Source organism: Ensifer sp. Root1252 (genome assembly GCF_001425885.1).
In the GTDB taxonomy this organism is placed as follows: domain Bacteria; phylum Pseudomonadota; class Alphaproteobacteria; order Rhizobiales; family Rhizobiaceae; genus Ensifer; species Ensifer canadensis.
On the sequence record NZ_LMDT01000001.1, the window covers coordinates 578,996 to 602,390 of the forward strand.

Here is a 23,395-nt window from a genome sequence, read left to right on the forward strand (position 1 = left end):
CATGAAGAGCATTCCTGCATGCTCCCATCCGATCAAGGCCGAACCGGGACGTTGCAGCATTTCAAAATTAATACAGGCTCATCGCCACGCCCTCGAAAGGCGCGCGGCGCTGTATAGCCTTTTTCACCGACGCATGCACAGGAAAAACGGTATGCCCGTCACCGGGCGCTCAGTTCCTTTTTCAGGGCGTAGAGTGCGTCCAGCGCCTCGCGCGGCGTCATATCGTCGGGGTTGAGTGCCTTCAGCGCCTCGTCAACCCTGGAGTTTCCAGCGGGCTTGGCTTCCTCGCGCCGGATCGCCACCTGGAACAACGGCAGATCGTCGATCAGCTGGCTTGCGGGGTTCTTGCGATCGGCGTCTTCGAGCTTGGCAAGCACGTCCTTGGCCCGAGCCACGACCGAAGCCGGCAGACCGGCAAGACGGGCGACCTGAATACCGTAGGAACGGTCGGCGGCACCCGGCCCGACCTCGTGCAGGAAGATCACGTCGCCGTGCCACTCTTTGACGCGCATGGTCGCATTCGAAAGCCGGCCGAGCTTTTCCGAAAGCACGGTCAGCTCGTGGAAGTGGGTCGCGAACAATCCGCGGCAGCGGTTCGCCTCATGCAGATGCTCGACGGCTGCCCAGGCAATCGACAGACCGTCGAAGGTCGCAGTGCCTCGGCCGATCTCGTCGAGGATCACCAGCGAGCGATCGGTCGCCTGATTGAGGATTGCCGCCGTCTCGACCATCTCGACCATGAAGGTCGAGCGTCCGCGGGCAAGATCGTCGGAGGCGCCGACGCGCGAGAACAGGCGGTCGACAATGCCGATATGGGCGCTTGCGGCGGGAACGAAGGTGCCCATCTGCGCCATGATCGCAATCAGCGCGTTCTGCCTGAGGAAGGTCGACTTACCGCCCATGTTCGGACCGGTCAGAAGCCAGATCGCCCCGCCCTCTTCGCCTGTTGGCGGCGACAGATCGCAGCCATTGGCAACGAAGGCGTTGGACGCCTGACGCTTCAAGGCTTGCTCGACGACGGGATGGCGGCCGCCTTCGATGGCGAACATGCGCGTGTGGTCGACGATGGGGCGAGCATAGTTCTGCTCTTCGGCAAGCGTCGCGAGGCCAGCCGAAACGTCGACGGTCGCAAGCGCCAGCGCCGCAGCCTTGATGATTTCGGCCGCCGCCACGACGTCTGATGTCATCGCCTCGAACGCGGCAAGCTCGATCGACAGCGCCCGGTCGGCCGCATTGGCGATCTTGCTCTCAAGCTCGGCAAGCGCTGTCGTGGTGAAGCGCATCGCGTTCGCCATGGTCTGGCGATGGATGAAGCGGGCGCGGCCCTCGTCGGTGTCGGTCATCGAGCCGGCATTGCCCGCCGTCACCTCGATGAAATAGCCGAGCACGTTGTTGTGCTTGATCTTCAGCGACTTGATGCCGGTCTCTTCGGAATATTGCAGCTGCAGCCCGGCGATAACCCGGCGTGACTGGTCGCGCAGCCCCCGCACCTCGTCGAGATCGGCACTTGCCCCTTCCCGCAGGAAGCCGCCGTCGCGCTTCAGAAGCGGCAATTCGTCGGCAAGCATCGTATCGAGGTGGTCGAGGACGGCCGATGGCAGGGCATCGATCGCCGCCCGTGCCTCGACAAGCTCCTCAGACAGATTGCCGGAAGCCATCAGCCGGGAGATCGTTGCCGCTGCCTTGAGGCCCGCCTGGATGGCGCCGAGGTCGCGCGGGCCGCCGCGGCCAAGCGCCAGCCGCGACAACGCACGCGGCATGTCGGGGGCGCGACGAAGAGAATCGCGCAGATCGCCGGCAAAGGAGGGCTGGCTGGCCAGAATCTCGATCGAATCCAGCCGCTGGTTGATGCGATCGGGATCGGTCAGCGGTGACATCAGCCGTTCGGCCAGGAGCCGCGCTCCGCCGCTCGTCACGGTTCGGTCGAGCGCTTTCAAAAGCGTGCCTTCGCGGGCGCCCGACAGGGTTTTGACGAGCTCGAGGTTGGCCCGCGTCGCCGGATCGATGAACAATGTCGAGGCAGCGCTCTCACGCTCGGGTGTGCCGAGAGCCGGACGTTCGGCAAGCTGGGTCTTTTCGACATAGGAGATGGCAGCGGATGCCGCCGCCAGTTCGGCGCGCGAAAAGCTGCCGAAACCATCGAGCGTCTTGACGCCGAAGTAGCGGGCGATGCGGCCCTCGGCCGTGGCGCTGTCGAACAGCACGCCCGGCTGCGGCACGGCCACCCGGCCGAGCACGTCGAACACGGGACGCAGTTCCGGGTCGTGGAAGACGGTGTCGGCGAGGATCAGTTCGCGCGGCTCGATGCGCAGGATGTCGGCGAGCAACCGGCTCTCACCGGTTTCGGCGAGCCTGAAGATGCCGGTCGAGATATCGATCCAGGCCAGCGCATAGGCCGGCTCCGAACCGCTCTTGATGCGGGCGAGCGCCATCAGATAGTTGGTCTCCGAGGGCGAAAGCAGCTTCTCCTCGGTGATCGTCCCCGGTGTCACCAGCCGGACGACGTCGCGGCGCACGACTGATTTGCTGCCGCGCTTCTTGGCTTCGGCAGGATCCTCGACCTGCTCGCAGACCGCGACGCGAAAGCCGAGACCGATCAGTTTCTGCAGATAATCGTCGGCCGCATGCACCGGCACGCCGCACATCGGGATTTCCTGTCCCATATGCTGGCCGCGTTTCGTCAGCGTGATGCCGAGCGCCCGCGAGGCTTCGACTGCGTCCTGGAAGAACAGCTCGTAGAAGTCGCCCATGCGGTAGAAAAGCAGCGAATCCGGGTTGTTCGCCTTGATCTCGATGAACTGCTCCATCATCGGCGTCGCCGTGGAGCGGCTCTCCTCGGTCGCCAGTTCGGCTGCAGAAAACACCTCGCCGGAGCGGCTCGATTGGTCTGTCACGAAATTCATGATTGTCCCGAAAAAAGAGATGGCACACTATCCGCAAGCAATTATAGACGACAACCATAAAGAGACGCCCCGACAGGGTCGCCCACAGGAGGATAGAGGAAACATGCCGGCCACCGACAAGACCGATCGCACTATGACGAGCGTCACCGCGCAGGAAGCGCTCGATTTTCACTCGCAGGGTCGTCCCGGAAAGCTGGAGATTTCCCCCACCAAGGCCATGGCCACGCAACGCGACCTGTCGCTCGCTTATTCACCGGGCGTTGCAGTGCCGGTCCTGGCGATCGCCGAGGATCCCGCCACCGCCTACGATTACACGACACGCGGCAACATGGTCGCGGTCATCTCCAACGGCACGGCCATCCTCGGCCTCGGCAATCTCGGAGCGCTCGCCTCCAAGCCGGTCATGGAAGGCAAGGCGGTGCTGTTTAAGCGCTTCGCCGACGTCGATTCGATCGACCTTGAGGTCGACACCGAGAACGTCGACGAGTTCATCAACTGCGTGCGCTTCCTCGGCCCCTCCTTCGGCGGCATCAACCTCGAGGACATTAAGGCGCCGGACTGTTTCATCATCGAGCAGAAGCTGCGCGAGGTCATGGACATTCCAGTGTTCCATGACGACCAGCACGGCACAGCGATCATCGCAGCCGCCGGCCTCATCAACGCGCTGACGTTGACCGGACGCGACTTCAAGACCACCAAGCTCGTCTGCAACGGCGCCGGCGCCGCGGCCATCGCCTGCATCGAGCTCATCAAGGCGATGGGCTTCAACCCGGAAAACGTCACCCTCTGCGACACCAAGGGCGTGATCTTCCAGGGCCGCACCGAAGGCATGAACCAGTGGAAGTCGGCGCATGCGGTCAAGACCGACCGCCGCACGCTTGCCGAAGCGCTCGAGGGTGCTGACGTGGTCTTCGGCCTTTCGGCCAAGGGCGCGCTGTCGGAGGACATGGTCCGCTCGATGGCGCCGCGGCCGATCATCTTCGCCATGGCCAACCCGGATCCGGAAATCACCCCGGAAGAGGTCGCCCGCATCCGCGACGACGCGATCGTCGCGACCGGCCGTTCGGACTACCCAAACCAGGTCAACAACGTACTCGGCTTCCCCTATATCTTCCGCGGCGCGCTCGACGTGCGCGCCTCGACGATCAACGACGCGATGAAGATCGCCGCGGCGGAAGCGCTCGCAAGCCTCGCCAAGGAAGACGTGCCGGACGATGTCGCGGCCGCCTACCAGGGCAACCGCCCGCGCTTCGGCGCGCAGTACATCATCCCGGTTCCCTTCGACCCGAGGCTGATCTCGGCGATCCCGATGGCCGTTGCCAAGGCGGCGATGGAAACCGGCGTCGCACGCAAGCCGATCGTCGATCTCGAAGCCTATGGCCGCCAGCTTTCCGCCCGCCGCGACCCGATTGCCTCGACGCTGCAACGGATCTACGAGCGCGTCCGGCGCCAGCCGAAGCGCATCGTCTTTGCCGAAGGTGAAGAAGTGCAGGTCATGCGCTCGGCGATCGCCTATGCCAACCAGCAGCTCGGCACCGCGATCCTGCTCGGCCGCGAGGACCGCATGCGCGAGACCGCGGAGCGCGAGGGCATCGATCTCGACCGCCCCGGCATCCAAATCGTCAATGCCCGGGTTTCCAAGCGGGTCGGAGCCTATACCGACTACCTCTACGCGCGCCTGCAGCGCAAGGGCTCCCTGTTCCGCGATGCCCAGCGCCTGATCAACAACGACCGCAACCACTTCGCCGCGTGCATGGTCGCGCTCGGGGATGCCGACGGCATGGTCACGGGCATAACCCGCAACTATTCGACGGCGCTTGACGATGTGCGCCGCTGCATCGACCCGAAGCCGGGCCACCGGGTCATCGGCGTGTCGATCGCCCTCTGCCGCGGCCGCACCGTTCTGGTCGCCGACACGGCCGTACACGACATGCCGTCGTCGGAAGAACTCGCCGATATCGCCGAGGAAGCAGCCGGCCTCGCCAAGCGCCTCGGCTACGTGCCGCGGGTGGCGATGCTGGCCTATTCGACCTTCGGCCATCCCTCGGGCGAACGCTCGGAGCGGGTGCGCGAGGCGGTCAACATTCTCGACAAGCGCCGTGTCGACTTCGAATATGACGGCGAGATGGCCGCCGACGTGGCGCTCAATTCGCGGGTGATGGAGCAGTATCCCTTCTGCCGCCTTTCAGGCCCTGCCAACGTGCTCGTCATGCCGGCGTTCCACTCCGCCTCGATCTCGACGAAGATGCTGCAGGAACTCGGCGGCTCGACCGTCATCGGTCCCCTGCTCGTCGGTTTCGACAAATCGGTGCAGATCGTTTCGATGTCGGCGAAGGATTCCGACATCGTCAACATGGCGGCAATCGCTGCCTACAACGCCGGAATGTAGACTCGGTAATTGATGTCCGATTTCGGGACACACCCTGCTCCAGCGATGAACAGGGTGTGTCGAGCCGATGCAGAAACAGCATGGATCTGCATACAAAAGAAGAGCTCGACACCCTTGGGAAAGGGGTCGAGCTCAATACATGATGGAAGACTTACTTCCAGTGCGATGAAAATAATATGGAGACAGAGCGCAATATACGCCAATCTCATATGAAGCTGGCGGTTCTCTCCGTTATTTATTCTATAATTTCGTCATGAAACCAAATTACTTCTTGACAAGACTAGTCCATCTTTCGACATCGAAAGTCAAACCCATCCTTAATATCTGGTTAATTGCGTCAAGCGCCTGTCAGGATACAGACGTGGCAAACCGCCCGGCATCCGCACCGTAGTAATTGAGATAGCGGCCGGAGATGTTGCTGATCGGCAGAACGATCAGCACGTCGGTGGTGCGGAACGCATGGTCGACCACCGCGCCGTCGCCGACCATGGCCCCAAGGCGCATGTAGCCCTTGATCAGCGGCGGCAAGGCGGCCAGAGCCTTCTTCGGATTGATGGCCTCTACCGGCATCATGTCCATGGTCCGGTGCAGTTCGGGGCGGGCGCCGACGGCCCATTCGTCGCGAGCAAGGATATTGTGGTGAAGGAAGGAAAGCGCCAGCGCATGTTCGGCGGGGACGACGCCTGGAAACGATCCGCAGCCGAACATGGCATCGACACCGTATCTCAGAGCATAGGCCCAGTTACCCTGCCAGAGCAGTTCCACGGTGCGCTTCGTGCGGTAATCCGGCAGCACGCAGGAGCGTCCGAGCTCCATGAAGCGCTTGCTGGAGTGGCGGGAGAGAAGTGCTCCGACATCGAATTCCGAAGCGGAATAGAAGCCGCCGGCGCGCTCGGCCACGTCCTGGCGCAGCAGGCGGTAGGTGCCGACGATCTGGTCTTCCGGATCACCCTCGATCGCCGTGTCGAGCACAAGCAGATGATCACAGATCGCGTCCCAGCTGTCGACGTCGCGCTTGCGACGGTCGGCGTCCGGCCCGACCTGCGCCTTCATTTCCTCGACAAAAACCTTGTAGCGCACCGCCTGCGCCGCATCGATCTCCGATGCGCTGCGTGCAAGCCGGGTCTCAAGATTAGCTATTCGGCCGAGAACGTCGGTCGCCGGGGCGGTCATTGTCTTGCCGACGCAAGCTTGAGAAGTGTCTACCACGCTCGTCGAATCCAGAAGGTCGATCGTCATCCGCGTCATCCCGAATCATTCGTATCTGCCGGGCTTAGACCACGTTTCTGCAACAACATAGTGACATGAAAACGGAGCACAACCCCCCGCTCGGGCGTTGATACCGTTACGACTTGAGCGCTTACCGTATCTCGAGAAGGCGGCTTATTTCAGCCATCAACCACTGCGGATCCGCCGGCTTGGGCAGTACGACGTCGGCGCCGGCCGCGACAAGTCTGTCCCTGATCTCCAGCCGTGCATCGGACGTCAGCACGATCACCGGAAGGCGCCGGCCCGGCCGCATCGCTTCGTTCTCCCGCAGGCGTTTCAGCATCGAAAATCCGTCGCCGCCCGGCATGTTGAGATCGGTGACGACCAGTTCCGGCATCGCCTGGACCTGATCGCCGGTCCCGGAGAGGATCTGATCGACGGCGCCAAAATCCGTCACCAGCCGGACCGTCTGTCCGGCGCGCTCCAGCACCGTGCGCACGATCAGCGCATTGACCGGATCGTCCTCCGCCAAAAGGATGCAGCGCGGGCTCTGCCTGGCGGGCGCAATTGTCGGTTCCTCGCGAAGGATCGGCCGGTTGTCGTTGATGGCATCGCGCTTCTCGATACCCTTCAACCGTCCGAGCAGGACTTCGACCAGCGACTTCTCGCGCAACGGGCGGATCAGCCAAGCCTCGTAACCGTCCATCTGATCGACAGGGTGATTGTTGCGCTCCTCCGGGTTGATCAGGTAGGTCCGGCGCACGTCGAGGCGCGCGACGGCCGGCTGCAAGGCGAGAATCTGCTTGAACTGACCGGCGTGGCGGTGATCGACGATGATATCGGTCAATGGCGCGCCGCCGGAAAGAACATCCGAGATGACGTTCTGGGCGGCGGCCAGCGTCGTTGCCCGATGGCAACGCCCGCCGAGCGTGGCGATGGTGGCAGAGAGTGCCGCGGATGCTGGCCCATCCGGCGCCATCACCAGGACATGCGATTGGGCGAGCCTCTGGCGCCGCTCCGGCGCTACCCGCTCGACTTCGGCGAGTGGCAGGCGGATCTCGAAGCGGCTGCCGCGGCCGGACGCGCTCGACGCTGTCAGGCTGCCGCCGCAGGCCTGCATGATCCGGCGCGAGATCGCCAGTCCGAGCCCCGTACCCTTGGCGCGCTGCTCGTGATTGCCGGCCTGTTCGAACTCTTCAAAGATGCGTTTCAGTTCGTCGCCCGACATGCCGGGACCGGTGTCGTCGATGAGGATTTGCACGCAATCCTCGACGATGTCGGCACTGACAAAAACACCGCCGACCTCCGTGAACTTCACAGCATTGCCGATGACATTGAACAGCACCTGGCGCAGGCGGGCTGCATCGAACTCCATCAGCGCCGGCACGTCGGCCGTCACGGTAGCCCCGATCTCGATGCCCTTTTCATGCGCGCGGTTGGAAAGCATCTCGACGACGCTCTCGATCACGCCGCGCGGATCCTGTCGCGAGGGCCGGAACTGGAAACGCCCTGAAGACAGCGACGAGAAATCGATCAGGTCCTCGACGAGCTGTACCAGGGCATGGCCGGACTGCTGCATGCCGGCAAGATAGTTCTTCTGCTCGCTCGACAGCCGGGTCTGGCCGAGCAGATGGCTCATGCCGAGGATGCCGGACAGCGGCGTGCGGATTTCATGGCTGACGGTTGCAAGCAGCCGCGATTTCGCCTGGCTCGCGTCCTCGGCGCGGCGGCGCGCGTCTTCACGTTCACGTGCAGCACGGGCTTCCTCCGTCACATCGCGCGCGATGCTGTGGCGCATCAGCCGACCGTTCGCCGGATCCCGGGCGATGACATCGTGCCAATCGTAGAGGCGCAGCCCTTCGGATGCGGCAATCAGCACGAGGTAGTGATTGGGTTCGATCTTCGGTTCGAAGTTCAGGCCGATGGCGGCACAAGTCAGCCCCCTGGCATCATCGATGCCGCAGGCGCGATGAAAGGCGGCATTGGCATGGACGATCTTGCCATCCATGCCGCGCATGATCGCCAGATCTCCGAGCGCATCGTGGATGGTCGAAAGCAGCGCCGAAGTTTCCTGGCGATCCCAGTCGCCATCGTGCCTTGCCTCCACGCACTGTCTATCGCTGTCGGCGGCCCTGATGCCATCGGCGATCAGGAGCAACACGCCCGCAAGGCCGGCCGCCGCAACCGCCGCGGAAAACAGATAAAGACCGGCGGCGATACCGAGCGCAAGCACGAGGCCAGAGGCGATGACCCCCAAAGATGCCAGCGAAAGACGACGCAGGGAGTAGGCCGATGCCACGGGCTTCGACACCGATCCGATGCCGTCCGCCCTGCCGGCAGCGGACATCGCACCGCTGGTTCGGGCTTGTGCACCGAAACCGGATTCGATCTGCTCTAGCAATCGTGACGGCTCGCTCATGCCATTCAGCTAACACGGCAAGCGTTCCGAATGGCTTCAGCGCATCGATAAAATCTTAGCGGTTTGCCTTTTTCGCCTGCAGCAGCTCGTCGAGAATGATCGCGCCGGCGCCAACGGTGATGAAACTGTCGGCCAGGTTGAAGACCGCGAAAGACCACGTCTGCGTATGGAAGAGGATGTAGTCGATGACGTAGCCGAAGATCAGCCGGTCGACGAGGTTGCCGAGCGCACCGGCAATGATCAAGGCGTAGCCGAAATGCGCGAAGAACCTGTCCTTCGGCGTGCGCCGCCACAGCCACAGAACGAAGGCAACGACGACAAGGCGCATGCCGACGATGAACCAGCCTTCCATGCCCGACAGCATCGAGAAGGCGACGCCGTAATTGTAGGTGCGGTAGAGCGCCAGCATCGGCACGACCGGAACCGCCTCATTGAACGGCAGATAGGATTCGACCAGATATTTGATCAGCTGGTCGGCGGCGAGCGCGAGGGCGATGAAGACCGCGATCGGGAGCGGCCGCGAAAACAATACCTGCTTTTCGCTCATGCGCCGGCATCCAGCGCCAGCAGATGACGTCGCGCCTCAAACAGCATGATGCCGGTGGCGATCGCCAGGTTGAGGGAATCGGCACGCCCCGCCTGCGGAATGCGGGCCAGCGCTCCGGCCTCACGGGCAAGCTCTTCCGGAAGGCCAGCCTGTTCGTTGCCCATCAGCAACACGACCGGTTTCGACTTGTAGTCGATCGTCCGGTAGTCGACCGAACCGGCCAGATGCGTGGCGACGACCTTTACACCGGCCTGCTTCTGCCATTTGACGAAGTCATCGGCGCTGGCGCGCACGACCGGCATGGCGAAGACCGAGCCCATCGTCGCCCGCACCGTCTCGAGCGAGAACGGATCGGTCGTTTCCCCGACGAGAATGATGCCGGAGGCACCGGCCGCATCGGCCGTGCGGATAATCGTGCCGAGATTACCCGGATCGCGAACACGGTCGAGCGCCACATAGGTTTCGCCGAGCTGCGGGCGGATCTCCTTCAGCGCCCGGTAGCGCTGCTCGAAGATGCCGACGACCATCTGCGGATTGTCGCGCCGGGTGATCGTCGAGAGCACCTTTTCGCTGACCTCGAGCACCAGGCCGCCCCGGGCAAAGGTCTTTGCTGCGACCTGTTCCACATGCGGCTTGCCCTTGGCCGCCTTGGCGTAGATCAGCGTCTTGATCTTCCAGCCGAGATCGAGCGCATCGATCACCAGTTTCAAGCCTTCGGCCATGAAGGACCGTGTCTCGTCGCGGTGCTTCTTCTGCGCCAGCAACTTGATGTCCTTGATAATAGGATTGGTGAGGCTGGTGACTTCCTTCACCTGTCCGACGCGGCCTGCGCCGTGTTCGCTTCTGTCATTGCTCATTACGGCACCCAGCGGCTGAAGAGAGAAGTCGAAAGCGCCCGTCCCGGCTCGTGGCCGTCAAGGCCGCCTTCGCGGATGATGAGTTCGCCCGATTCCACCCGGCCGCCGCGGCCGCGCATCGTCTCGCGCATCAGTTCATGGATCGAGTAGAAGCTGGCGCGGATCGAATAGGCGGTCAGCACTAGGCCGCGCGCTTCGGGCGACAGGATTTCGCGGCAGATGTCGAGCATCGCAGCCAGGTGGTCGAAAAGCTGCCAGACCTCGCCGTTCGGACCGCGGCCGAACTTTGGCGGGTCGGTCAGGATGATGTCATAGCGGCTGCCGCGACGTTCCTCGCGCTGAATGAACTTCATCGCGTCGTCGCAGATCCAGCGGATCGGCAGCTTTTCGGCGCGCGCCAGCGCCTGGTTTTCCCGGGCCCAGCCAATCGCCTTCTTCGAGGCGTCGACATGGGTGACCTCGGCACCGGCCTTGGCGGCGATCAGCGAGGCGACCCCGGTATAACCGAACAGGTTGAGGACCTTCAGGGGGCGGCGGGCCGCCTCTACCTGGTCCTTCACCCAGCTCCAGTGGGCGAGCTGCTCGGGAAACACGCCGACATGGCGGAAGGACGTGAAGCGGCCATGGAATTCGGTGCCGAGAAGCTGCATCGGCCAGGTCTCGCCAAGAACGGCGCCGGGAAAGCGCCAGCGGCCCATGCCGTCCTCGTCGGTGTCGCCGGTGAAGATTGCGTCGGCATTCTCCCATACACTGGCGGGCAGGGTACGCGGCCAAAGCGCCTGCGCCTCGGGGCGCACGATGCGATAGGGTCCGTACTGCTCAAGCTTTTCGGCGGCGCCGCTGTCGATCAGATGATAGCCGGAAACACCCGACGTTTCGAGAATGAGCGGCACCTGTTCGCCCGGCTTGTCGCCGGTGCGCCGTGGGATGACGCGCGCCGGTGCCTCGTTTTCGGGCTGTGCCCGCGGAGGCCGCTCGCGCGGCTCTGCAACTTTCGCCGTTGCCTGGATGGTGGCCCGTTCTTTGAAATCGCCCGACTTGGCAAACGGTGGACGCTTCTTTTCATGGCGGCCACCGCCACGCGCCTCGGCACCACGGCCCTTCGCCGTCGTCACGGAGGCATTCTTCGACCGCCGGTCCTTTTCCTTCACGCTGAGATCCCTGGGCTTTGTTTTGTCACGAGGCGCTACCCTCCCGGATATCGGATGTAAACGGGCCTGCACCATGAGGTATGCCGCCGCACCCCGGATTTCGAGGCGAAGCTTTTTCTGTTGGTGCAAATAGCACCGCTCATGCTCTTGGCAAAGCCGTTTCCGATTTGCCAAGATCGGTGCGGAAGCGACACTTGCATAATTCCACCGTCCGGCATCAACTTACGGACAGGATTGTAAAGCGAATTCAAAAGATTACATCAACCTCGCGCGTCCTTGTCGACGCACGGCACCGTCAGTGGGAGGAAAGCGCATGGACATGACCGGCGAAGAACGCATCTCGGCACCGCGCGATGCCGTGTGGCGCGGCCTCAACGATCCGGAAATCCTCAAGCGTTGCATCCCGGGCTGTCAGTCGATCGAGATGAAATCTCCGACCGAGCTTTCGGCCGTCGTCAAGATCAAGATCGGGCCGGTCTCGGCCTCCTTTACCGGCGACGTCATCCTGTCGAACCTCAACCCGCCCGAAAGCTACACGATCTCCGGTGAGGGAAAGGGCGGCATTGCCGGTTTTGCCAAGGGTGGCGCGGATGTGACCCTGGTCGACGACGGTGCGGAGACGCTGCTGCGCTACGACGTCAAGGCGCAGATCGGCGGAAAGCTAGCGCAGCTCGGATCCCGGCTGGTCGATTCGACCGCCAAGAAGCTGGCGCAGCAGTTCTTCACGGATTTCGGCGCAGCGATCGGCGGCCCGGCGGAAGCGGCCGGCTGAAGGGCATGGCCGCCCTGCCATTCAGTTCTGCGGGGCGGCGAGTGTCGCCTGGGTGGCCAGCTTCTCTGCCTGGCTGCGGTGCTTTTCGGCTTCGCGATGCCATTTCAGCGCCTCGGTCGCTTCATTGCGCGCACGCCGACGGTACTTGCCCTGGCTAAACCAGGTCGCGGCGGCACCCAGAATCAACCCGACGACGACGGCAAGAAACAGGAAAACAAAGAACGGCGCGCTCACGGACAGCACGCTGTCTTCGGGCCGGAACGGATTGAGGGCCAGCGTGACGCTCTGGCGATTGGCGACGCTGAGCACGATCAGAATGACGCCGACCGGGATGAGAACGATGATGTTGACCAGTTTCTTGAGCATTCAGCCGCTCCAGTTTTCCGGATCATCGACAGGCCTTGGCAGCGATGGCGACAATCCGGACTCATGACGATCGGGCGGGATGATCAGTCTTCATCGTCCCCGTTCATGCCCGGGTTCAGCCGCTCGCGCAGCTCCTTGCCGGTCTTGAAGAACGGCACCCACTTTTCCTCGACAAAAACCGAATCGCCGGTGCGCGGATTGCGACCGGAGCGCGACGGCCGGTTCTTGACGGAGAAAGCACCGAAACCGCGCAGTTCGACACGGTTTCCGGCAGCCAGCGCATCTGTGATCTCATCGAGCACCGCGTTGACGATGTTTTCGACGTCGCGGTGATAGAGATGCGGATTGCGAGCTGCAACAATCTGCACCAGTTCTGACTTGATCACTGTCGCCCCCTTAAATTCTTGTTTGTTTTGCTTTTTCGGTCTGCATTGTGATTGCCGCAAGAATATGGCCGACGCTCACTTGGCGCGGGCGGCCATGTTACGGATCAGGCTGGGCATATGCTGCCATCCTCATTGAGCATCAACCTGCCAAACCGAAACAAGACCGTCAAGAAACAACTTGTCACCCCCGATTTTTTCGAGACCCCTCATGGCCGGAAAAGCGTCATATCCCAACATCTTGACCCACTCCGAGACGGCCGATCCGAGGCCGAAAGGCAGAGTCCGGCGCGGCGCATCCCAATCAACCAGAGGAAGGTCCTTCGACACCTTCCTGTCGGCCAGGAAGGTGCGGACTTCGTCATCGCCGCCAAGCTTGTCGACGAGCTTCAGGCCCAGCGCCTGGCGGCCGGTGAAAATCCGCCCGTCGGCCAGCAGAAGCGCCTCGTCGCGCGACAGCTTGCGACGCTCTGCCACCATATCGACGAACCAGCCATAGCTGTCATCGATCATCGCCTGGATCATTGCCTTGGCTTCATCGCTCGCGGGATGGAAGGGGGACGGCTCGGCCTTCAGCGGCCGCGACTTGATCGATTCCAGCGAGACGCCAAGCTTGTCCATCAGCTCCTTGACCTGGGGATACTGGAAGATGACGCCGATCGAGCCGGTGATCGAGCTTTCGCCGGCGATAATCGTATCGCCGGCAAGCGCGATCATGTAGCCGGCGGAGGCGGCTAGCGTGCGAATATCGGAAACCACCGGCTTCTTGGCGGCGACCTTGCGGATCGCCTTGTAGATGACCTCGCCGCCATAGGTGGTGCCGCCGGGCGACGATATGGTGACCACCAGTGCCTTGACCGAATCGTTGTCCTCGATCCGTTGAAGCCGCTCCAGCAATTCGCGATCGTCCTGGATCAATCCCGAAATCGTCACACGGGCAACATGATCGCGGGCACGCCCTGCGGTCTCCGCCCAGCCCGACCAGAACAGAATGACCAATGCCACGACGGCGAGCAGGCCGGCGACGATCCAGCGCCAGAAACTCAGCTTCCTGCGCAGGCTGCGGCGATCGGCGATGGCTAGTTCATCCATGTGGGTTTCTCCCGAATTTGTTGGCGCAGCTTCTGTCAGTTTCCGATGGAACATGCTATCTGCGCGGCAGGTGGCATATTCAATAGACGCGGTCGGTCACGGTTAAAAGCCGTGCCCGCCGTTTTCCTGTCTTCACGAAGTTTTTTGCGGCGCCATTGTGCAGCTGCAAAAAGTATCCATATTTGCGACGACTTACACGAATGTATGTAAAATGCGGTTCTCGACGATCCGCGGGAAAGCAACGGAACCAACAGGTCTTCACATGTTAGATCATGCGCCAGCCCCCGGCTTCTTTGCCGATTCGGGTGCGAGCTCGTCGGACGCCTACGCGCTCGCGGCGCGGCATTCGGCGCGCGTCCGGCGTCTGAAGATCATCCTGCCTGTCGTCGCCGGCATCATCGCGGCGATCTTTGCCGCCATTTCCTTCGTGCGCGCCTTCATGCCGGTCGATCTGCAGCTCGACAGTGCAACGATCGAGGATGGCAAGATCGTCATGCAGAACCCTGCGATTGCCGGGCGCAACAAGCAGGGCATCAGCTATTCGATGAAGGCGCAGCGCGCGCTGCAGGATATCGTCAATCCCGATATCATCACGCTGCAGACGATCCATGCCGAAATGCCGGTGAACGAAAAGCTGATCGCCACGGTGGACGCGACCAACGGCATCTACGACCGCGGGGCCAACACGCTCGACATGAACGCCCCGTTCACGATTACAATGAATAATGGCGTCAACGCCGATTTCCAATCGGCCTATCTGGACATCAATGCCGGCGAAATGGAAACAAAACAACCGATTGCGATCAGCATGAAGGGCGGTTCGATCATTGCGCAGCGGCTGCGAATGACGGATAAGGGACGCATAGTAACATTCGAGGGCATGGTGAGGGTCAATCTCGAACCCGCCGCCATCCGCAAGAACACGAATTAGGATCTGGTGCATCCATGTCGGTTTTACCCGCTACTTTTTTCAGGATTTCAGCCAGCCTGGCCGTTGCCGGCATCGGCGCATTGATGATCGTTTCAGGCGCGTCAGCCCAGGCCACATCGAGCAAGATGAAGGGCCTCGAATTGTCGAACGACAAGCCGATCCAGATCGAAAGCGACAAGCTTGAAATCAAGGACCCAGAAAGCAAGGCGATCTTTACCGGGAACGTCAAGGTCGTGCAGGGCACAACGACGCTTCAGGCCGGGAGCATGACGGTCTTCTACAAGTCCGGCGCAGGCTCGGTCTCGAGCGGCGACGCCGACATCGAGCGGATCGAAGTCAGCCAGCGCGTCTTCCTCAGCTCCGGCACCCAGCAGGCAACCGCTGACAGCGGCGAGTTCAACATGACCAAGCAGACCTTCGTATTGAAGGGCGAGAAGGTCGTTCTGTCGGAAGGCAAGAACGTGTTCGTCGGCTGCCAATTGAATGTGCAGATGAACACGGGCGAAGCGCAGCTCGAAGCCTGTGGCGGTCGGGTGCAGATCCAGCTCGACCCGAAGTCACAGAAGAAGAACTGACGTAGACCCGCTCGTGCAACTCCCCTTCCTTCACAAGCGCAAGCGCGTCCGCAAACCGTCGGCGGCCACACCAGCCGCGACCGGTCACGCGGTCGACAAGGCGCGTTATGACGGCACACTGATCGCGCGTGGCCTGACAAAGTCCTATCGCGAGCGGCGCGTGGTCAATGGTGTGTCGCTGGTCGTTCGCCGCGGGGAGGCAGTCGGTCTCCTCGGCCCGAACGGTGCCGGCAAGACCACATGCTTCTACATGATCACCGGCCTCGTGCCTGTCGACGAAGGCTCGATTGAGATCAATGGCAACGACGTGACGACGATGCCGATGTATCGCCGCGCCCGCCTCGGCGTCGGCTACCTGCCGCAGGAAGCCTCGATCTTTCGCGGCCTGACGGTCGAGGACAACATCCGCGCCGTTCTCGAAGTGCACGATAAGAACCTGGAGCGCCGCGAGAGCAAGCTCAACGACCTGCTCGGCGAGTTCAACATCACGCATCTGCGCAAGTCGCCGGCGATCGCCCTTTCCGGCGGCGAGCGGCGACGTCTCGAAATTGCCCGAGCGCTTGCCACCGACCCGACCTTCATGCTGCTCGACGAGCCCTTTGCCGGCGTCGACCCGATTTCCGTCGCCGACATCCAGGCGCTGGTGCGACACCTGACGTCGCGCGGTATCGGCGTACTCATCACCGACCATAATGTGCGCGAGACCCTTGGCCTGATCGACCGGGCCTACATCATCCATGCCGGCGAAGTGCTGACCCACGGCCGCGCCAACGATATCGTCACCAATCCGGACGTGCGCCGGCTCTATCTCGGCGATAATTTCAGCCTCTGATGCGATCCGCGGGCGAATCCGGCATCTCGCCCCGCGGTCGCGCTTGACCAAACCCCTGCAATAAGCAATTTTTGGGCCAATTGAAAAACCGGCCCGCCAACGATGCGACCGGTGGAGATTTCATCGGGAGTTTCACGTCCGCATGGCATTGTCGGCCAGCCTTCATCTGCGCCAGTCACAGTCGCTGGTCATGACCCCGCAGCTGATGCAATCGATTCAGCTGCTGCAGATGACGCATCTGGAACTCAACCATTTCATCGCGCAGGAAGTCGAAAAGAATCCGCTGCTCGAGCTTCACGGCGGTGACGACGAGTTCGGTGGAAGCTCCGAGCACGGCAGCCGCGAAGAAGCGGGGCAGGCATCCGGTGAAGACTTCGGCGGAACGGATGAGGCATCCGGCCAGCGCGATCTCTACGACAATGCCACGGCAACCGATGGGGCGCGGCTCAATGAACAGCTCGATGCGGATTTCGGCAATGTCTACCAGGACGACACGGCGCCGCAACGCGCCGACGCGCCGGAACTGCTCGGCCAGTGGAAATCGATGCCCGGCAGCGGCGAAGGAGGCGACTACGATTTCGACGACTTCGTGGCCGGCGCCAAGAGCCTGCGCGAGACGCTTCTGGAGCAATTGCCCTTTGCGTTGTCCGTCCCATCCGACCGGCTGATTGCCCAGCACCTGATCGACCAGCTCGACGAGGCAGGCTATCTTCAGGCTGATCTGCAGGAGGTCGCCGAACGCCTCGGCGCATCCGGCGCCGACGTCACCCGCGTCCTCCTCACGCTGCAGCAGTTCGACCCGCCAGGTGTCTTCGCACGCACACTCAGCGAATGCCTCGCCATTCAGCTGCGCCTTCGCGATCGCCTCGATCCGGCGATGGAAGCCCTCATCGCCAACCTAGAGCTTCTGGCGCGGCGCGATTTTGCCAGCTTGAAGAAAATCTGCGGCGTCGATGAGGAAGACCTGATCGATATGCTCGCCGAAATCCGCAAGCTCGACCCGAAACCGGGAACGAGCTTCGAGACCAGCGTTAGCGAGGCGATCGTTCCCGATATCGTCGTGCGGGCGGCACCCGACGGAACCTGGCTGATCGAACTCAACCCGGACGCCCTGCCGCGCGTCCTCGTCAACCAAGCCTACTACACCACGGTGTCGCGCGGCACCGAGAAGAACAGCGCGGACCAGGCCTTTCTCAATGAATGCCTGCAGACCGCCAACTGGCTGACCCGCAGCCTCGATCAGCGCGCCAGGACGATCATGAAGGTCGCCACCGAGATCGTTCGCCAGCAGGACGCGTTCCTCGTCCATGGCGTCGGGCATCTGCGACCGCTCAACCTGAAAACCGTCGCCGATGCGATCAAGATGCACGAGTCGACGGTAAGCCGCGTCACCTCGAACAAGTACATGCTGACGCCGCGTGGGCTGTTCGAGCTGAAGTATTTCTTCACCGTCTCCATCGGTTCGGCCGAGGGCGGCGACAGCCATTCGGCTGAGTCCGTGCGTCACCGCATCCGCATGATGATCCAGCAGGAAGTCGCCGATGCGGTGCTTTCCGACGACGATATCGTCGACAGCCTCAAGCAGGCCGGCGTCGACATCGCGCGACGCACGGTGGCGAAATATCGCGAAGCGATGAACATCCCCTCCTCCGTGCAGCGACGGCGCGAAAAGCGGGCGCTGGCCAAGGTATCGGGCTTCTAAAGCAGGTCGCGCAACAGTTTTTCAGCGGTTTTGCGACGACGACATGCGAAAGAAAAAGAGCCTAAAGCGACGACGCAAGGTTAAAGCGTATTAACTTTTTTGCGACCTTCAATTGACTCTCCGCGACGCAGGGGATATGAGCCCGCCGCAATTGCCGAGGACACGGTCTTCCTCAGGCGGCCGGCACGACCGGTAGGTGCGACAGAGAGGCTCCCGCAAGCGTGAAAGGCTTGGATGACGAGAGCGCTTGGAATAGACTGGCTACGCAAATCACGAAATAGAGAGGAAACTCCATGAGTGTGCGTGTATCCGGTAAACAGATGGAAATCGGCGATTCGTTCCGCGCCCGCATTGGCGATCAGATCGAGCAGGCCGTTACCAAATATTTCGACGGAGGATATTCAAGCCAGGTCACTGTGGAAAAGTCTGGACCGCGCTTTAGCGCCGACTGCAAGCTTCATCTCGATACGGGCGTGGTTATGCAGGCGAATGGACAGGCCAATGACCCTCAGGCTGCCTTTGACGCAGCGTCGGAGCGCATCGAAAAGCGCCTACGTCGCTACAAGCGCAAGCTCAAGGACCACCACAACGGTAATGGTCAAGGTACCGAGGTGGCATACACAGTGATGGACTCGGTGCCATTCGAGGATGACGAAGTCCCCGAGGATTACGCACCGACGATCGTCGCCGAAAGCTCGAAACACCTGAGGACGATGTCTGTCGCCAGCGCCGTGATGGCGCTCGACATGACGGATGAACCCGTCCTCATGTTCCGCACTCCCGGCAAGGCAGAGTTGAATATCGTCTACAGACGCAACGACGGAAATATTGGCTGGATTGACGCCGCCAATATCAAGGGATGAGTGGAAAAAGGGAGTGCCGGTGCGCCGGCGCTCCCGCCACTTGGATCAGCGGACAGGCCGGAAAATACGACTTTTCTGTGCATGGCACCCGCCAAGACAAAGATGGTTAGAGCCATTGCGACGCATTTATGATGATGTTGTCCGGCTCTAACCGGCGAACGAGGACAAAAGAATGGCATTGGCAGGCTTACTGCACCAAAATGCGATCATCCCGGCCATGAGGGCCAACTCGAAAAAACAGCTCCTTCAGGAATTGGCGGCTAAAGCGGCAAAGATCACCGGCCTTCCGGAACGCGAAATCTTCGATGTCATCCTGCAGCGTGAACGGCTGGGCTCCACGGGCGTCGGCAACGGCATTGCTATCCCGCACGGCAAGCTCAACAACCTGCCGTCGATCATCGGGATCTTTGCGCGGCTGGACACGCCGGTCGATTTCGAAGCGCTCGACGACCAGCCTGTCGACCTCGTCTTCCTGCTCCTGGCGCCCGAAGGCGCCGGCGCCGACCATCTCAAGGCATTGTCGCGCATCGCCCGCGTACTGCGCGACCACGACATGGTGGCGAAGATCCGATCGAGCGATTCCGCCAGCGCGATCTACACGCTGCTCAACGAGGACACGACCTCGCACGCCGCCTGAGCCACGGCCCGGACCGGCCGTCAGTAAAGCTGACGGCGGTTCAAATGATCAATGAAAATTCGAAACAGTGCGCCCTGGCTCGAAATACCGAGCCGGCGATAAATGTTCTTGCGGTGAATGCGGACGGTTCCTTCGGCGATGTTCATCGTCTTGCCGATCGACAGGTTGCTGTGCCCGCGCAGGATCAGGCGGACGATGTTGCGTTGCTGCCGGGTCAGGCGGTCGGCGCAGAGGCTGTCGAAAGCGGTTTCGATCGCGTCGTCGGGCCGAGGCGTCGCCGCCACGGCATGGCTTTGCTGGCGCCAGTTCGAACGCACGGCCTCTCGCACGATCGGCTCGTAGACCCGCAAGCGCTCCAGTTCCTCGTCGCTGAACGGCGTGCCGCCGCGGCCGCGCATCAGCGAATAGGTGGCCTGCACGCTGTCATCGAGCGGAATGACGAAGCCAATCTCTTCGACCAGAACCCCGCTTTCCATCGAGATGCAGGGATGCACCTCGGCCGAGCTTGAAAACTCCGAATGGAAGAACCGGTCAGGCGCAAGTTCGCGCATGCGCCATAGCCCCTGCGGCTGGCCGGAGCTGCAGGCAACATAGAACGGGTCAAGCAGATAGGCGCCGCCGAGATAGGCAGAAAGCGCGCTGGCGGACACCTTGGCGGTGTAGCCGTCATGCAGCACGATCGGTCTGTTATCATAGGGATAGGCGAAGGCAACCGAGAGATCGAAGCTTGCGACCGAGCGCAGCATGCGATCGAGCGCGCCGCCGAAATCCTGTGTTCCGATCAATCCGATCATGGCCGAAATATCGGCCGACTCCCGAGCCAGCATCCGCGTCGAACTCTCCCCTACCCCCGTATCCCGCATGGGATATCGACAGCCCCCTCTTCGTCAACAATAATTCATCCCACGAGGGACCAAGATCGTAGCACGTGTTTAGCCGCGACGCTTGAGCACAGGGGGACACGATGGCAGGCAGACTTTCCGGAAAAGTGGCTTTGATCAGTGGTGGCGCCGGTGGCTGCGGGCTTGCCGCATCCGAACTCTTTGCCCGCGAAGGGGCCAAGGTCGGCATCGTCGATCTGCCACGCAGCAAGGGCGAAGAGGTTGCCGCCGCCATCCGCGCAAACGGCGGCGATGCGATCTTCGCGCCGGCCGACGTCTCGATTTCTGCGCAGGTGAGCTCGGCCGTCAAGGCGGTCGAAGCAGCCTTCGGCGCGATCACCGTTCTCTTCAACCATGCCGGCATCCTGGCGGTCGGGCCCTTTCTGAAGACGGAAGAGGACGAATGGGACCGGCTGATGGCCGTCAACGTGCGCAGCATGTTCCTGATGACCAAGGCGGTGCTTCCAGGGATGCTCGCCGCCGGCGGCGGCAGCATCGTCTGCACCTCGTCGATCTCGGCCGTGGCGGCGACGCCGATGGAAGTGCTCTACGACACGACGAAGGGCGCCTGCCACATGTTCGCCCGTGCCATCGCGGTTGAGTTCCGCGACCGCGGCATCCGCTGCAACGCCGTCTGCCCCGGCTTCATCGCCACCGATCACGGCAAGCGCGAACTGGTGGGCCTCAGTAAATACGGCGTCGATGTCTCGGAAGCGGCGATCGCTGCCCAGCAGGGGCGGATGTGCGACCCGAAAGAGGTCGCCAATGCCGCGCTGTTTCTGGCCAGCGACGAGGCAAGCTTCGTCAACGGCACGCATCTGTTCGTCGACAATTGCTTCACAGCGGTCTGAGAGAGGGGAAAGATATGCTTCAGACGGGCGGCCACTGGCGCAACTGGGTCGGAAACCAATCCTGCATCGTGCGCCAGCGCGGTGCACCCGAGAGCGAGGCGGCGCTCGCCGAAATGGTCCGCGAGGCGACGTCGCAAGGGCTCAATGTGCGCTGCGCCGGCTCCGGCCATTCCTTCACGCCGGTGGCGCTGACCAGCGGGCTCCACCTGACGCTTGCCAACATGCAGGGCGTGGTCGCCATCGACCAGGCGCGCAAACGCGTCTCGGTCCGGGCGGGAACGACGATCAACCAATTGGGCAAGGTATTGAAGTCGAACGGCCTCTCGCTGATCAACCAGGGCGACATCGACAGCCAGGCGCTGGCTGGGGCGCTCACCACCGGCACCCACGGCACGGGAGCAGCACTTGGCAACATGGCCTCGCAGATCGTCGGCATGCGGCTCGTTGAGCCCGACGGCAGCATTCTCGTCGTCGACGAGACGACGCCGGACCTGCTGGAGGCGGCCCGCGTCTCGATCGGCATGCTCGGCGTGATCTCCGAGATCACGCTGCAGGCGATGGACAGCTACAACCTGCATGAAAAGCTCTGGCGCTGCACATTCGACGAGATGATCGAGCAGCACGACGAACTCGCCGCCAAGCATCGGCACTTCGGCTTCTTCTGGTGCCCGGTTTCCGAAAGCCGGCATTGCTATTGCCTGCCGGATACCGCGTCGGTTTCGACGACGGACAAGACGTCCGACGTCTGCGAGATGAAGGTGATCGACATCACCGACCGGCCGCCGATGGAGCAGGGGTTCGAGAAGATCGCCTATTCCTCGGAGATCTATCCGATCGAGTATGTGCCGAACTTCCACGAACTTGAATATGCGGTGCCCATCGCCCACGGCAAGGAGGCTGTAAAAGCTGTGCGCAAGCTGATGCTGGAAAAGCACCCGACCTGCATCTACCCGATCGAATACCGCTTCACCGCAGGCGACACCGGCTGGATCAGCCCGTTCTACGAGCAGGATTCGATCACGCTTTCCGTCTCGGGCGAGCCGGGCACGGACTATTGGGAGTATCTCAAAGACGTCAATACGATCCTGCGCCAATACGGCTCGCGGCCGCATTGGGGGAAGCTGCATTTCCTCGGCGCGGAGGACGTGACTGCGCTCTATCCACGATCCGGCGATTTCCGGGCATTACGGGCGAAAGTCGACCCGGAGGGCCGTTTCCTCAACGATCACCTGCGGCAGTTGTTCGGTTGATATGATTGCCGAAAACAAGAAACGCCGCGCATCCGAGTGGACGCGCGGCGTTGAAATGGATCAGACCGCAGCTCAGGCCGCCGGGCTGTCGCCTTCCGTAGCTGCCGCCTTCGGGCCGCCCTTGGATACGCCGACCATGGCCGGGCGCAGCACGCGGTCGCCGATGGTGTAGCCGGCCTGAACGACCTGCAGCACCGTGTTGTTCGGCACGTCGGCGTTCGGGATTTCGAACATTGCCTGGTGGAAGTTCGGGTCGAACTTCTGGCCTTCCGGCTCAAGCTTCTTCACGCCGTGACGTTCCAGCGCCGACAGCATGGCGCGCTCGGTCATCTCGACACCTTCGATGAGGGCAGTAAGGCCCGCTTCTCCGGCTTCCTTCGCTTCAGCCGGGATGGCATCGAGCGCACGGCGCAGATTGTCGGAGACGGCGAGCATGTCGCGGGCAAAACCAGCAACGGAATAGGACTTGGCATCCTTGACGTCGCGTTCGGTGCGGCGGCGCAGGTTGTCCATTTCGGCGGCGAGCCTTAGATACTTGTCGCGCAGGTCGTTGTTCTCAGCCCTTGCAAGCTCCAGCGGATCGGGCTCGGCAACCGGCGCCGCTTCCACAACCTCGGGCGTATCGTTGACTGCCTCGTCGGTCGCGGCAGCTTCGTGTCCGTGCTTGTTTGTTTCGTCGGTCATGACGTTCTCCGGTGTTCGTCTGTCTTGTCTTCCGCATTCCGACGCCCGCGCGCAACGATGGCCGCATGGCGTAAAATGCCCAGTGACTGGATTTGATGCCG

The 23,395-nt window shown here is 62.2% G+C and carries 20 protein-coding genes and 1 pseudogene; 10 read left to right on the plus strand and 11 right to left on the minus strand.

The annotated features are described in order from the left end of the window. Window positions 1-158 precede the first annotated feature (158 nt). Window positions 159-2,903 carry a DNA mismatch repair protein MutS gene (mutS, locus tag ASD02_RS02825; protein ID WP_025425698.1) on the minus strand — a complete coding sequence of 915 codons (2,745 nt, stop codon included), beginning with the start codon at window positions 2,901-2,903 and terminating at the stop codon, window positions 159-161. A gap of 103 nt (window positions 2,904-3,006) precedes the next feature. On the opposite strand from mutS, the gene ASD02_RS02830 reads away from it, so the two are divergent. Then, a complete protein-coding gene (locus ASD02_RS02830; RefSeq protein WP_025425697.1) occupies window positions 3,007-5,292 on the plus strand; it encodes an NADP-dependent malic enzyme in 2,286 nt (761 codons plus the stop codon). A gap of 348 nt (window positions 5,293-5,640) precedes the next feature. Here the strand turns inward: ASD02_RS02830 and ASD02_RS02835 are convergent, their stop codons facing one another. The 5 genes from ASD02_RS02835 to ASD02_RS02855 form a co-directional block, all read right to left on the minus strand. Continuing rightward, window positions 5,641-6,531 carry a GNAT family N-acetyltransferase gene (locus ASD02_RS02835; RefSeq protein WP_025425695.1) on the minus strand — a complete coding sequence of 297 codons (891 nt, stop codon included), beginning with the start codon at window positions 6,529-6,531 and terminating at the stop codon, window positions 5,641-5,643. 121 nt (window positions 6,532-6,652) lie between these two features. Next, window positions 6,653-8,920 (minus strand): ATP-binding protein, encoded by a 2,268-nt coding sequence (locus ASD02_RS02840; RefSeq protein ID WP_025425694.1) that lies wholly within the window; start codon window positions 8,918-8,920, stop codon window positions 6,653-6,655. A 55-nt stretch (window positions 8,921-8,975) separates the two neighbouring features. Then, entirely contained in the window at window positions 8,976-9,467 is a 492-nt protein-coding gene (lspA, locus tag ASD02_RS02845; RefSeq protein WP_025425693.1) for a signal peptidase II, read from the minus strand. Beyond that, window positions 9,464-10,324 (minus strand): RNA methyltransferase, encoded by an 861-nt coding sequence (locus ASD02_RS02850; protein ID WP_025425692.1) that lies wholly within the window; start codon window positions 10,322-10,324, stop codon window positions 9,464-9,466. Before ASD02_RS02850 ends, lspA begins: the two co-directional genes overlap by 4 nt. Beyond that, the gene (locus tag ASD02_RS02855; protein WP_057219964.1) at window positions 10,324-11,475 is read right to left on the minus strand and encodes a class I SAM-dependent rRNA methyltransferase; all 1,152 of its coding nucleotides are present in this window, start codon (window positions 11,473-11,475) and stop codon (window positions 10,324-10,326) included. Before ASD02_RS02855 ends, ASD02_RS02850 begins: the two co-directional genes overlap by 1 nt. Before the next feature lie 313 nt (window positions 11,476-11,788). Here ASD02_RS02855 and ASD02_RS02860 point away from each other — a divergent pair, with 313 nt between their 5' ends. Beyond that, window positions 11,789-12,247 carry a carbon monoxide dehydrogenase subunit G gene (locus ASD02_RS02860; RefSeq protein ID WP_025425690.1) on the plus strand — a complete coding sequence of 153 codons (459 nt, stop codon included), beginning with the start codon at window positions 11,789-11,791 and terminating at the stop codon, window positions 12,245-12,247. 21 nt (window positions 12,248-12,268) lie between these two features. On the opposite strand, the gene ASD02_RS02865 is transcribed toward ASD02_RS02860, so the two are convergent. The 3 genes from ASD02_RS02865 to sppA form a co-directional block, all read right to left on the minus strand. Next, on the minus strand, window positions 12,269-12,613 hold the full coding sequence (locus tag ASD02_RS02865; RefSeq protein WP_025425689.1) for a hypothetical protein: 345 nt from the start codon (window positions 12,611-12,613) through the stop codon (window positions 12,269-12,271). 83 nt (window positions 12,614-12,696) lie between these two features. After that, window positions 12,697-12,999, minus strand: coding sequence for an integration host factor subunit beta (locus ASD02_RS02870; RefSeq protein WP_025425688.1), 303 nt, complete (start codon window positions 12,997-12,999; stop codon window positions 12,697-12,699). 129 nt (window positions 13,000-13,128) lie between these two features. Continuing rightward, complete coding sequence (sppA, locus tag ASD02_RS02875; RefSeq protein ID WP_025425687.1) at window positions 13,129-14,088, minus strand: signal peptide peptidase SppA; 960 nt, start codon at window positions 14,086-14,088, stop codon at window positions 13,129-13,131. Window positions 14,089-14,350: 262 nt separating this feature from the next. Here sppA and lptC point away from each other — a divergent pair, with 262 nt between their 5' ends. From lptC to ptsN, 6 genes are all read left to right on the plus strand, one after another. Then, window positions 14,351-15,019, plus strand: a complete 669-nt coding sequence (gene lptC, locus ASD02_RS02880; protein ID WP_025425686.1) for an LPS export ABC transporter periplasmic protein LptC — start codon at window positions 14,351-14,353, stop codon at window positions 15,017-15,019. Between the two features lie 14 nt (window positions 15,020-15,033). Further along, window positions 15,034-15,594, plus strand: a complete 561-nt coding sequence (locus tag ASD02_RS02885; protein ID WP_025425685.1) for an LptA/OstA family protein — start codon at window positions 15,034-15,036, stop codon at window positions 15,592-15,594. Window positions 15,595-15,607: 13 nt separating this feature from the next. Further along, on the plus strand, window positions 15,608-16,426 hold the full coding sequence (gene lptB / locus ASD02_RS02890; protein WP_025425684.1) for an LPS export ABC transporter ATP-binding protein: 819 nt from the start codon (window positions 15,608-15,610) through the stop codon (window positions 16,424-16,426). 142 nt (window positions 16,427-16,568) lie between these two features. After that, window positions 16,569-18,128 (plus strand): RNA polymerase factor sigma-54, encoded by a 1,560-nt coding sequence (rpoN, locus tag ASD02_RS02895; protein WP_025425683.1) that lies wholly within the window; start codon window positions 16,569-16,571, stop codon window positions 18,126-18,128. 293 nt (window positions 18,129-18,421) lie between these two features. Beyond that, entirely contained in the window at window positions 18,422-18,991 is a 570-nt protein-coding gene (raiA, locus tag ASD02_RS02900; RefSeq protein ID WP_025425682.1) for a ribosome-associated translation inhibitor RaiA, read from the plus strand. Between the two features lie 172 nt (window positions 18,992-19,163). Continuing rightward, window positions 19,164-19,628 (plus strand): PTS IIA-like nitrogen regulatory protein PtsN, encoded by a 465-nt coding sequence (ptsN, locus tag ASD02_RS02905; RefSeq protein WP_025425681.1) that lies wholly within the window; start codon window positions 19,164-19,166, stop codon window positions 19,626-19,628. Between the two features lie 20 nt (window positions 19,629-19,648). On the opposite strand, the gene ASD02_RS02910 is transcribed toward ptsN, so the two are convergent. Further along, window positions 19,649-20,455: a helix-turn-helix transcriptional regulator gene (locus tag ASD02_RS02910; RefSeq protein WP_025425680.1), complete on the minus strand. Its 807-nt coding sequence runs from the start codon at window positions 20,453-20,455 to the stop codon at window positions 19,649-19,651. A 137-nt stretch (window positions 20,456-20,592) separates the two neighbouring features. Here ASD02_RS02910 and ASD02_RS02915 point away from each other — a divergent pair, with 137 nt between their 5' ends. Together ASD02_RS02915 and ASD02_RS02920 are read left to right on the plus strand one after the other, a co-directional pair. Beyond that, complete coding sequence (locus ASD02_RS02915; RefSeq protein WP_057219965.1) at window positions 20,593-21,360, plus strand: SDR family NAD(P)-dependent oxidoreductase; 768 nt, start codon at window positions 20,593-20,595, stop codon at window positions 21,358-21,360. Between the two features lie 14 nt (window positions 21,361-21,374). Beyond that, entirely contained in the window at window positions 21,375-22,610 is a 1,236-nt protein-coding gene (locus ASD02_RS02920) for a D-arabinono-1,4-lactone oxidase (RefSeq protein WP_057219966.1), read from the plus strand. Window positions 22,611-22,682: 72 nt separating this feature from the next. Here ASD02_RS02920 and grpE read toward each other — a convergent pair. Then, a pseudogene (grpE, locus tag ASD02_RS02925) lies at window positions 22,683-23,303 on the minus strand (nucleotide exchange factor GrpE); the annotation flags it as partial. Between the last annotated feature and the right edge of the window lie 92 nt (window positions 23,304-23,395).